The sequence below is a fragment of the Pseudomonas sp. S11P7 genome (genome assembly GCF_023195435.1).
Taxonomy (GTDB): Bacteria; Pseudomonadota; Gammaproteobacteria; order Pseudomonadales; family Pseudomonadaceae; genus Aquipseudomonas; species Aquipseudomonas fluorescens_G.
On record NZ_JALPKS020000002.1, the window covers coordinates 4,224,045 to 4,235,085 of the forward strand.

General features: G+C 62.3%; 13 protein-coding genes. All 13 read right to left on the reverse strand.

Annotation, left to right across the window (positions count from 1 at the left end; translation table 11 throughout):
• Nucleotides 1-6: 6 nt before the first annotated feature.
• Entirely contained in the window at nt 7-606 is a 600-nt protein-coding gene (locus M0746_RS19460) for a YmfQ family protein (RefSeq protein WP_258450286.1), read from the reverse strand.
• The gene (locus tag M0746_RS19465) at nt 594-1,637 is read right to left on the reverse strand and encodes a baseplate J/gp47 family protein (RefSeq protein ID WP_258450287.1); all 1,044 of its coding nucleotides are present in this window, start codon (nt 1,635-1,637) and stop codon (nt 594-596) included. Before M0746_RS19465 ends, M0746_RS19460 begins: the two co-directional genes overlap by 13 nt.
• A complete protein-coding gene (locus tag M0746_RS19470) occupies nt 1,627-2,025 on the reverse strand; it encodes a phage GP46 family protein (RefSeq protein ID WP_258450288.1) in 399 nt (132 codons plus the stop codon). The genes M0746_RS19465 and M0746_RS19470 overlap by 11 nt, the downstream gene beginning before the upstream one ends.
• Nucleotides 2,025-2,534, reverse strand: a complete 510-nt coding sequence (locus tag M0746_RS19475) for a phage baseplate assembly protein V (RefSeq protein WP_258450289.1) — start codon at nt 2,532-2,534, stop codon at nt 2,025-2,027. The genes M0746_RS19470 and M0746_RS19475 overlap by 1 nt, the downstream gene beginning before the upstream one ends.
• A gap of 152 nt (nt 2,535-2,686) precedes the next feature.
• Entirely contained in the window at nt 2,687-3,736 is a 1,050-nt protein-coding gene (locus M0746_RS19480; RefSeq protein ID WP_258450290.1) for a phage baseplate assembly protein, read from the reverse strand.
• A gap of 3 nt (nt 3,737-3,739) precedes the next feature.
• Nucleotides 3,740-4,975 (reverse strand): DNA circularization protein, encoded by a 1,236-nt coding sequence (locus tag M0746_RS19485; protein WP_208938505.1) that lies wholly within the window; start codon nt 4,973-4,975, stop codon nt 3,740-3,742.
• Nucleotides 4,972-6,738 carry a phage tail protein gene (locus M0746_RS19490; protein ID WP_258450291.1) on the reverse strand — a complete coding sequence of 589 codons (1,767 nt, stop codon included), beginning with the start codon at nt 6,736-6,738 and terminating at the stop codon, nt 4,972-4,974. Before M0746_RS19490 ends, M0746_RS19485 begins: the two co-directional genes overlap by 4 nt.
• A 130-nt stretch (nt 6,739-6,868) precedes the next feature.
• Complete coding sequence (locus M0746_RS19495) at nt 6,869-7,165, reverse strand: phage tail assembly protein (RefSeq protein WP_024011858.1); 297 nt, start codon at nt 7,163-7,165, stop codon at nt 6,869-6,871.
• Nucleotides 7,162-7,509 carry a phage tail tube protein gene (locus M0746_RS19500; RefSeq protein ID WP_007908779.1) on the reverse strand — a complete coding sequence of 116 codons (348 nt, stop codon included), beginning with the start codon at nt 7,507-7,509 and terminating at the stop codon, nt 7,162-7,164. Before M0746_RS19500 ends, M0746_RS19495 begins: the two co-directional genes overlap by 4 nt.
• Before the next feature lie 68 nt (nt 7,510-7,577).
• Nucleotides 7,578-9,074 (reverse strand): phage tail sheath subtilisin-like domain-containing protein, encoded by a 1,497-nt coding sequence (locus M0746_RS19505; RefSeq protein WP_258450292.1) that lies wholly within the window; start codon nt 9,072-9,074, stop codon nt 7,578-7,580.
• Complete coding sequence (locus M0746_RS19510) at nt 9,074-9,253, reverse strand: DUF2635 domain-containing protein (protein ID WP_208938508.1); 180 nt, start codon at nt 9,251-9,253, stop codon at nt 9,074-9,076. The genes M0746_RS19505 and M0746_RS19510 overlap by 1 nt, the downstream gene beginning before the upstream one ends.
• Nucleotides 9,250-9,834 (reverse strand): phage tail terminator protein, encoded by a 585-nt coding sequence (locus M0746_RS19515; protein WP_258450293.1) that lies wholly within the window; start codon nt 9,832-9,834, stop codon nt 9,250-9,252. The genes M0746_RS19510 and M0746_RS19515 overlap by 4 nt, the downstream gene beginning before the upstream one ends.
• Nucleotides 9,835-10,000: 166 nt before the next feature.
• Nucleotides 10,001-11,032 carry a phage late control D family protein gene (locus M0746_RS19520; RefSeq protein ID WP_258450294.1) on the reverse strand — a complete coding sequence of 344 codons (1,032 nt, stop codon included), beginning with the start codon at nt 11,030-11,032 and terminating at the stop codon, nt 10,001-10,003.
• Between the last annotated feature and the right edge of the window lie 9 nt (nt 11,033-11,041).

Here is an 11,041-nt window from a genome sequence, read left to right on the forward strand (position 1 = left end):
TTCTCCCTAGTCATAATTGATGTGCACCTTGGTATGTGCCGGTGCGCTGCGGTGAATCAGGCATTCCAGCGCCGAGCCGGGATTGACGCCGAAGCGCTCGCCCCAGTAGCTCGCGCCGTAACGCCGGCCGAGCAGCAGGCGACCGCCGGTGTTGAGCGTCCACATGAATTGCGCTTCCCAGGTGCCCCAATGCGCCGAGCCGAAACGGGCACGGCCCATGCGCGGGGCTTCGTGTTCGGTGATGGTGGCGTTGGGGTAGCCCTGGCTTTTGGCGATGTCGAGGTAGTAGCCGATAGCCTGGCTGCCGACCGCCAGCAAGCGGCGGCGTACCGCGAGGCGGCGGTCGTCGAACAGCGGCGTGGCGCCCAGGCACGGGTCGGGCAGGTTCATCACCTGCTCCCAGTCCGGCACCAGTTCGCTGACGCCGGCCGGGTCCATCTCGTTGAGCAGATCAGCGGCGCGCGCGTCGAGGCGCGCCAGTTCAACGGCGACGCCTTGCAGCACTTCTTCGAGCTCCGGCACACGTTCCGGGTCCCACGCCGGGCCGCTGGGCAGCAAGGCGCGCAGTTGCGCCTGGTATTGCGCGGCGGTTCTTATGCCCCCCATACGCAGCCTCCGAACGTCAGCAGCTCGCTGTCCTTGGCGGTGACGTTGGCGACCGGGGCGCTGAGCACATGATCGGTTTCACCGGCAGCGCTGCTGATGGCTTCGCGAATGTGGCTGATCAGCAGATCCTCGCCGAGGTCGGCCTCGCGGTTGTGCAGATCGCGCAACTGGGTTTCGACCGCCGCACGTACGGCGCTGGTGTCCGGCGTAAGTTTCAGGCGATAGGTCACCGGCACCTGAATCGGCGCACGCACATGCACTTCGGCGGTCACCGGGCGTAACGGTTCGATGTACGCCTGCACTTGCGCCAGTTGCTCGGCGTTGGGCACCGGTTGTGGATCGTCGTCACGCATGATGTACACGCCGACGGTGCCGGGGCCGAGAAAGCCGCCGCGGCACCAGGCGCGGGTGACGCCGGGCACTTCCAGCGCCCAGGTTTCGTAATCGTCGGCCGAGCCGCCGTGGGGAATGATCCGGTACGAGCGAATCACCCGCGAGCGCAGCGATTCGAGACTTTCCCGCGCGACGCCGCCGCTGAGGCCTGGCGCCAGGACGACGAAGCTATTGCCGACCACGCCGGCGATCGGCTGCACAGGCGTCAGCGCCAGCCCGGCGTCGGCATTGCCGAGGCTGCCGGCCTCGAGCGCTGCGATTGTCGTGGTGTTGCTGCCGTTAATTGCGGTGCGTGCGCTAGTGACTTTATAGGTACGGCCATCGCTTGATTGCAGCAGCGTGTCGACGTCCAGCAGCGCGCCGGCCGTGGCGCTGAAACTGACGCTGCCGCTGGCGACTTGCGCGGGTTTGCGCGGCTGGTTCAGACGCAGGGCGGCGATGCGTTCAAGGGTCGATTCATCGGCGGTGTCCGGCAGGATCTGTTCGGCGATCCAGTCGAGGTAGCCGTACAGACCATACGCGGCGCCGCTGAGGGTGCGGGCCAGAACTTGCGCATCGGACTGGCGCAGCGAATCGCCGGCCAGGTCGCTTTGGGTGCGCTTGATCAGCACCGGCAGCGAAGGGGTTTCAAACGGCATAGATCACCTGCCAACTGTTATCGGGGTTGATGTCCAGACGTTCGCCGTCGGCCAGGGTCAGGACCGTGCGCAGGTTCAGGCGCTGGGCGTCGAGGCGTTCGCTGAGGATGTCGATGGCGCTGCAATGGCCGTCGTCGATCAGCCATTGCAAGGCTTCGCGGGCATAGAATTCGGCGTCCATCTGGGTCTGTCGGGTCAGCTTGACCCGGCGCAGCAGCCACAGCCGTGAACCGATGCGATCGTCAGCGACGGTGGGAAAGCTGTCGCCCCACCAGCCGAAGCGCTCGTCGTCATCGAGGGCGTCGTCATCGGCGGCGCGGCGCCAGGTGAACAGACTGATCAGCACCGCGCGGGTCAACGCGGCATGCAGGTTCGGGCTGATCAGCATCATTTGCCTCCTGCCGGCGCGCCGGTCTGACCGTTGCCGGCCTGAACGCCGACGTGCACATGGTTGATCTGGCTGATGCCGCCCGCGAGCTGGTCGCCGGAGGAAACGATCTTGCCGGTCTGGTTGATGACGGGCGTATCGAAGTTCACCGCGCTGCTGGCGCGGATGTTCAGCGTGGCGGTTTGAATGTCGATGATCCGTCCGCGCTTGAAATGAATCCGGTCGCCCTCGTCGGTGTAGATCGCCACTTCACCGGCGGCGAGCGATTGCAGGCGATAGCGGCGGTCGGCGATGACCAGGGCGATGGCATGGGAACGATCGCCGCCGATGAAAGTGACGACACCTTCGGCGCCGGCCAATGGATGGCTGGTGAAACCGTAGGGTTCGAAATGTTCGAGGTCGTCGTTCACTTCGCCGGCGGTGAGGCGCATTTGCAGTGATTGCAGCTTGGAAGCCGAATTGGCGAGCACGACAGTGCCGCGCGCCAGCAGGCGTGTCAGTAGGCTCATGGGGTGTCCTGGAGAATTTGTCGACACGGATCCTGTGGGAGCGGGCTTGCCCGCGATGGCGGCGTGTCAGGCAAAGAAATGTTTGCAGTAACCACCGATATCGCGGGCAAGCCCGCTCCCACAGGGGCTAGTGGTGTCAGCCGGATCCAGTGTCAGGTCTGGGGTTTTTTCGGGGGCGTTGGATCAGCATCGAAGGTATGCGGCGGTGCCACCTGCAAGGTGGTTACCGAGCCCTGCGCCGACAGCGAATAGGTGACCTTGGAAATCAGCATGTCGCCATCGAAACCCAGCACCGGATCTTTCACCCGCACCAAGGTGTTATGCCGCCACAGATCGCCGTTGGCCTGACGCCAGCCCTGCACCTGATAGGTGGTGGTCTGCGCCCGGCCCATGCGGGTGGCGCTTTCCCATTGGGCACGCTGCTGCGCCAATTCAAAGGTCAGTTGCGTGCCTTCATTGATCACCGTGGTGCGCCGACGCTTGAAGGTCAGGTCGGCGGCCGTCGATTCGACTTCGCTGACCGCCGCCCCGCTCTGCTTGTCCGAGCCTTTTTGCTGGCCTATCACCCGGTACTCAGAGAACACCTGGCTGTAATCCATGGGCGCGTTGGCCGACAGAATATTCTTGCCCAGTTCGAGCACATCACTGGCCCGCCCGCCACTGCCGGGTTTGGCCAGCACCAGTTGGCCCAGCTCGTTGTCGGTGGAAAACACCCGCAGCAGCGAGAGCAGCCGATCGATCGACTGAAAGGCTGTTTCACCGGGCACGATCGTGTGTTTGGTCAGGCGTGTGGTTTCGCTGATTTCGTTAACCACCGACAACCCATATTCCCTGGCCAGATCCTGAACGATGTTCAGCAATGGCTGCTGCTGCCATTGGCTGGGCAGGTTGCGGGCAGCACAATCGACCAGATCCTGAGTCCTGGAACTGCCTTCGATGGTCAGGCTGATTTGCCGGCCGTCATAGCGGATCGGCGCCTTGAACACGTAGCCGGTGAGTACCAGATCCTGGCCGATTTTCACTTCGCAGGGGTCACCCGGTTTGATCCGCTGATCCACCGTCTGCCCCGGCCACTGCCAGGTGATGTCGAGTTTGAAGGTGCGGAACTGGCGCTCCAGATCAGCACTGATTTCCACGCTTTTCCAACCACCGTACTCCAAGTTGTTGACGGTCAGCGTGACATGGTTGTCCATCTCGCTCATGGCTCACTCCCTGGAGACTTTGACGTCGTTGGGGGCAAAGCCCGGATGGTTCATCGCGTTGCTCTGTGTCACTTCAGTCACCCGCGTGGCATCGGCAAATTGCCGGTAGGCCACCACCAGTGCAGGCAAGCTTTCCTGAAACGATTTGCTGACCTGTCGCACCCCCGAAGACGCCACGGCCTTGAGATGCGCAAGCAGCGCTTCCTTCACGTCATTGATGGCCTGGTGGTGTTTGGGATCGGCCTTGTCGAGCATCGGGTCAATCGCCGCCCCGACCGCTTTCTGCAGCGCTTTCATTTCCTCGGTCACCGGCACTTCCTGACGGGTCACCGGTCGATCCGCCTGATGCGCCACCGAAGGGGTCGAAAGGAGTTTTACCGCAGGGCTCGCAACCGGCATCGACGCCACCCATTGCGCCACTTTGACCAACAGCGTGTCCTGCACCAGATCGGCCATGGCTTGCGCCGCCGCGTTGGTGTCCTTGCCGGTGGTGATCTTCGGCGCATCGGCCTTGCGAATCGCTTCGAGTTGTTGCGACACGTCGGCAATCACGCCACGGTAACCCTCCTTCGCGAACGCCTTCAGCTCCTTGATATCGCCGAGCAAGCCTTTGAACTCTGCCGCCACTTCCTTGGGCAACTCCTTCACGGCCTTGACCAGTTCGGTGATCTGCCGGTACTGCTCGATCAGCGGTTTGAGCTGTTCCTTGATCACCTCATAAACCCCGGTCAGGCTATTGCGCAGATTGGCGATGCCGATCCGCGCAGCCTTGATCAGCGTCATCGCCTGTTCAAACCGTGCCACCGCCGACCCGAGCAGCGTGTCAGCCTTGGCCAACAGCACTTTTTGGGTACTGACGGTCGCGGTAGGAAACGGCAACGGTTTGTCGGGATAGAACTTCAGCGCAAAGGTCACCAGCCCGCCGTCCTGGCGGGTGTGGGTCATGTCGCATTCGCCGACCTTGACCTGCAAACGACCGAGCCACGGATGCACCAGCTCGCCACTGCCCGCCTCTAAAGCCTTGAGCAGCTTGTCGCGCTGCTCCAGGCAATCGGCGCCGACGATGAAGGCGGTGATGTCGTGAATCTTCGCCTGCTGGCCGAGGTCTTCGAAATACGGCAGGTCACGTTGCGGGTATTCGTGCAATTGCCCCTTGCGACCGACCGGGGTTTTCGCCTGGTCGATCCAGAAGCCGACACCGCGAAAGGATGCCGGCAACAAACGGTCACGCCAGTTCATTGAGAACCTCCCATCGACAGCGAGCGATAGCCGATGCGCGACGCCACGGCCAGGCCCGGTTGATTGGTTTGCGGTTGTTCGGTGCGCAACCCTGCCGGCGCATTTTCGAAGCGCACGGTCAGGCCGCCTTCGAGTTGCGTGCGGTTGTTGATTGCACTTTGTTGAATCAGCGCGCCTGAACCCTGCTGCAACGAGCCGCTTTGCAAAGTGCCATTGCCGGCAGTCGCCGGGCTCGCGCCGAAGAATGCCGGTGCGAGCTCACCCTTGCCTTCGGTGTTGGTCTGGCGTTGCGCCTGGGTCAGCGTTTCAACCTTGCCGGTGACCTTGGCGATCAAACCGGCAAAGCCGCCGTCGAACAATTCCTTGATCGGCGCGATGACGGTTTGCAGCTTTTGCCACAACTCGCCGAACCACTCAGTGACCGGCCCCCAACTCGCGATGATCTGATCCAGAGGTTTCCATTCGAACAGGCCGTGCAGAAAATCCACGACCGGCGCGGACAGCGCCAGCACAACGCCCCAGATCGCCGAAAAGACCTCACCGATCGGCTGCCAATACTGGGCAATCTGCTCCAGCGGCGACCACTCGAACAAGTCAGTGAAAAAGCCTCTGACCCGTTGCACCGACGTTTGCAGCGCCATCCAGATCGGTTCGAAAAACCCGACAATCCCACCCCAGGCGCTGGTGAGCATGTCCATCGGGAAAAAATCGAACAGCGTGCGCAAAATCTCCCGGGTACTTTGTACGGCCGATTGCAGCTTCGTGAACATCGGTTCGAAGAACGCGACAACACCACCCCACGCCTCGGTAATCATCTGCATCGGCGAGAAGTCGAACAGGTTTCTGAGAAACGCCATCACCGGCACACTCAAGGCCTTGAGCAAGTCCCAGATCGCCGCGAACAGGCCGGTCAGCGGCCCCCAGTTTTCAATGATCATGCCGGCCGGAGACCAGGAAAACACCGATCGCAAGAAATCCGTCAGCGGCGCGGTGACGGCTTTGACCTTGTCCCAGACGCCCGCAAAGAACCCGCCGAGCGGTTCCCACAGCGCCGCCAATGCGGCCATCGGTCGCCAGTCGAGCACCGAGCGCAACGTCGCCATCGCCCGCGCCCCGACGTTCTTGATGCCCTCCCACATCCCGGTAAAGAACACACTGATCGGCGTCCAGTTGGCCACGATCAAACCGGCCGCCACGGCAATGCCCATGGCAATCAGCATGATCGGATTGGTCTTGAGCACCATGCTCATCACATCGAAGACCTGCGTGGCGCCGGTCACTGCGGTTTGCATCGCCGAAAAGGCGATAGCCCCCGCCGCCAGGCCTTCGACCAGTTGCGGATTGTCGGCGAGCAGGCTGCCGACCTGGGTCAGCATCGGCTCCAGACCGACCACCAGCGCCCCGACGGCCGGCACCAGCGCGGCGTCGACCGAGGCCGAGACCTTTTCCATCGAGGCACTGAACACATTCATGTTCTGCGCGGCGGCTTTCGGCGCGGCGGGCAGCTCGACGGTTTTCGCCGTGTCGCTGACTTCGTTCAATTTGCCTTGGAACGCCGCCGCCGACTTGATCCCTTCCACGAACGGCGTGATCACGCTGCCGCCCTTGAACAGACCACTGATGTCCAGTTTGCCGAGGCCGGTCTGCTCAAGATTGTTCTTGAAGCTCTCGACCTTCACGCGCAGGGCGCCGAGTTTGGGCGAGAGTTCATCGATGCCGGTGATCAGCACCGGTTTCGGGGTTTTCTTCTCTTCGTCTGCCATCACTGCACCTGCTGCATCGCATTGATCCGTTGCGCGTGCTCCAGCGATTCGCGGAGCACATCCAGTGGCCTGGCCATCATCTGTTCGGGGTCAACCTTCCAGAACCAGGCCAGGTCATAGGCGACGGCAATCAGGTCGGTGATGGCGCCGACGCCGCACTCATGAAAAAACTCGCAACGGCCCAGCTCAACGCGTTGAGGTCAGCCAGATCGAGCTGGTTGACCGAGGACGGCGGAATGCCGGCGCAGACGGCGATGTATTTGGCCGCCACGTCCATGTCGAGGCTGACTTCTTCGCTCTTGTCGATCTTGTACGGCAGCGCCTTGATCGCTCGCACTTCCTGCACCGTCGGGCGGCGCAGGACGAGTTCGGTCAGGGGCTCGCCGTGAGCTTCGATCGCAACCTGAAGCTTCACGGCGGCGCTCATTGCCAGGTCCCCTTGATGCCTTCGAATTTCAATTCGATGGTGGCGTCATCGCCTTTGGAAACAGGTTCTTCGACCAGGTAGGCGCCAGCCAGCACATAGACTTTGCCGTTGCTGAATTCGCAGGTGACGGTGATGTCGGTGCCTTCGATCAGCTTCTTCAGCGGGAAATCGGCGGTGTGCAGCGCAGTCACTTTGAACGACGGCGCGATGTCGGTTTCCTTGTAGAAACCGGGCACGACGGTTTCGCGTTTGACCGCCATCAGCGGGGCTTCGCAGCCGCCGTTGATCGTCAGTTGTGCGCCGTCGACCTTGACGTAGCAGGTGCCTGCAATCAGTTGACCCATGGTGTTACTCCCTTCAAATAAAAAAGCCCACGCGAGGTGGGCTGAATGCTTACGGTCAAACGCGGCGATCAAGCCGCGTCGTCGTACTGCAGACGGAATTGGTTGAGCAGTGCGAACACGCGCAGACCGTTGATGTAATCCGGCGGGAACAGCACATTCACGCGGCTCGGGTCCTGCACGTCGCGCTCGACGATCAGGTGCTCGGCGAACAGTTCGGCGTTCTCCACATGGCCTTCCAGCTCAAGCTTGGCGTACTGCGCAATCAGCTCGCCACGAATGGTCGCCGGGGTGACGATCGGCTGGCCGGCGCCGAAACGGGTGCCGTCGGAGGCCAGTTTGTGCCGCCCGTATTTGCTGGTGATCACGCTTTGCAGACGGCGCACGATGAACGCCGACTGGTGCATGGTTTCGCTGTCCAGATAGGAGTTGTCGGCCTGGCCGTAAGCGTTTTTCTGGTAGGTGGTGATCGAGCGCTGGATGCGCACGTAACCGCCTTCGTAGTAGGCGGTGGCGATGCCGTAGTTGAGCAGCGACTGCCGCTCGGTCAGGGTGAAACGCTCACTCGCCGGCGCCGGATCGACACCCGGCAGGCTGCCGCTTTGCGTTGGACGGCTGGCGTCCGCCGAGATGAACACGGCGGTGCGTGCCGCCAGTGCCGCCGCCTGGACCCAGAACGGTTGTGGAACGCCCGGCTCCAGCGCCTGAATGGTCATGTGCTGGTCGTTGCGCGCCTGGCCTGCTGCAACCAGCGTACCGACGGTGCCGCGCTTGGCGCTGTAGACGTGACCGAACAGTTGCTTGGCCCACGACCAGCGACCAGTGCTGTCATCCATGACCGCTTGCCAGGTGTTGAGGGTCGACAGATCGGACCACGGCAGCGCGATGAATTCGAACGGCTCGTCGCCCAGTGCCGCCACCGCGGCCACTTGATCCGGCACACCGGCGCCGCCGGTCATGGCGGTGATCGCAGTGGTCAGGCCGGCCGGGGTTTCTTCGCCGTTGCTCTTGCCCAGGCGATTGAATTGCAGGCTGATGTCATTGCCGCTGTCGCCGGTCCATTTGGCGCTCAGGGTGATTACACCTTCAGCTGCTGCAGCGCTGACCGGCAGGTCGGCGGTGGCGTTGATTTTCTGCGCCAGCGCGGTGGCTGCTTGCGCGGCGGTGGCCCCGTTGACCACGGTGGCCTGCACCCGCACGCCGCCGACATACAGGTTGAGCACACCGGCCTGAGTGGCGGCGCCGGTCAGGGTCAGCACGCCCTTGGCGATCGCGCCTTCAGCGTTGTGCAGCGGCAGGCACCAGATCTCGCCGATCGGGTCGGCCTTGCGGAAAGTTTCGTACATCGAGGCGAGCATCGAGCCCTGACCGCCGATGCTTTTTGCCAGCGCCACGCTGGAGACCAGCACCAGCTTGCCGACCTCGCTCGGGGCGATGTTGTCGTTGACCTGTGCGACGATCAGACGGCGCATGGCCGAGGTCGCACTGTTGGCGGCCGAATTGTCCATTTCGGCATAGAACAGCGGTACACGAATGTCCGCCGGGATGTTGCTGAATCCGATCGCCATTATTTGGCTCCCTTTGGTTTGGCTGTTGCGGTTTTGAGGGTGATGTCGCCGTCGGCCAGACGGCGGCGCCACCAGGCGCTGTCGGGCACTTCACGGCCTTCTGGCGGCAGCAGGTCGCCGGCCTCCGGGTCAGGTACGACGCGGCCGGCGGCCGGCAGCACAGTGATGCGGTTGCTCATGGGGTTACGTCTCCAGAGAAAGTCATTTCCACGCGCCCATCGGGGCCCGGGCGTTGCAGGTTGGGGTCGGCCGGATCGATCGCATCGACCCGCACAGTGGCCCCGGTAAAGGACGACAAGCCGTCCAGTTCGCGTTCATGCCAGCTCTGCGCAGGCTGACTTGGCAGATTGCGGCCGAGCTGGAACTCGGCAAAAAAGCGCAGCCGGTAAAACGCGCGGCTGCTGTTGAGCGAGACCAGTTCGCCGCCGTCATAAACGATGGCGCTGTAGTCGAAATCGGGCTTGAAACCCACCAGTGCGCGCCACAGTTCGGCGCGCAGCTCATGCAACAGATCCAGCGCTTTTGTCGCGTCGCTGGCGTCAAGCACGAGGACGATTTCGAAGCGGTCGCGGATCGGTTGGCGGGTGAGGTTTTGGGCCGTGCTGTTGCCGGCCAGATCGGCCAGTGGCAGCACGTGGGCAGAGGGTGTTGGCAGATCCGCGTTGCCTTGCAGCAAGGCCAGATCGGCGCCCACCGAAATGTGATTGGCAAGACTTGGGCATTGCCCACGCAACTGCGTGAGGATCGGGGTGATCTTCATGGGGGGGTCCGGAAAGAATAAGGGCTCGCAGAACACTGCGAATCCTTGTGGGAGCGGGCTTGCCCGCGAAAAGGCCAGCACATTCGGAAGAGAGTTGACTGACACGCCGCCATCGCGGGCAAGCCCGCTCCCACAGGGATTTTCCTCGCTGTGAGGTCGTGGTAAATCAGTCTTTGGATTCAGCCTTGGGATCGAGGCCGCTCGCATCGATCAGGCAGCGATAGCTGGTTTCACGATTGCCGCTGGCGGTGACCTTGTCGATCGACCAGCGCCCGCGCATGAAATCCGGCCAGGTGTCATCGAGCAGGAGCAGGCCTTCGGCGGCCAGGCGCGGATCGCCCGGGCAGGTGATCTTCAACTTGAACTTTTGCCGAAGCATCTTGCGCACTTCGCCTTCTCCGACGGCAATGGCGTCGGCTTCACTGGGTTGCTTCTGGCGGATGGTTTTGAACGGCGCCAGTCCCGTTTCGATCCAATGCAAAACGCCGGTAACGGCATCGACAAAGCAGGTCTTGCAGCCCTTGGCCTGTTCGCGGGCGGCCTCTTCCAGCGTGGCGCTGATGAAGGCGTGATCGCCGGGACGATTGTCGTGGGTCACCGACAACGTCACATCCTGCAGTTTCTGCCCCGAGATTGATTTGATCTGACCGGGCCGCGCCAGCACATACGCATCGCCATAAGGTTTGGCGACCAGGTTGTACTTCTTTGCCAGCCGCGTCAGAAAGCCCATGTCAGTTTCATTGGTCTGGTCGACGTGGGCGATCTTGATCATCGACACGTCCGCAGCGACACGCGATGAAAAACCGTGCTGCGACACCAGTTTGCTGAACAATTGACCGAGCGTCGTCGGGCCATGACTGGCGGTGCGGCGCTGCTTGAAGCCGGTCTCGTCATCCTTGCTGAACGGCGCTGCAGTGGCCACCAGGGTCAGGCGAAACGGAAACAGTGTCGGTGTCAGGCGAGTGACTTTGAACTGGCCCTTGTCAACCATCTCGTCCATTTCCAGGTACCCCACCCGCAGGCCGATTTTCCCGCCGAGGTTCGGCAGCCCTTCGAGGCCTTCCAGATCGATGGTCAGGGTCAGCTGATCCGACTCGATACCGGCGGCATCAATGTGTTCCCAACTGATCAGACGCTGGTTGAGAAGATCCGCGTTTGCACCATAAATCTGCACGACCGGGGTAAAACCCAATGCCATACAACCTCC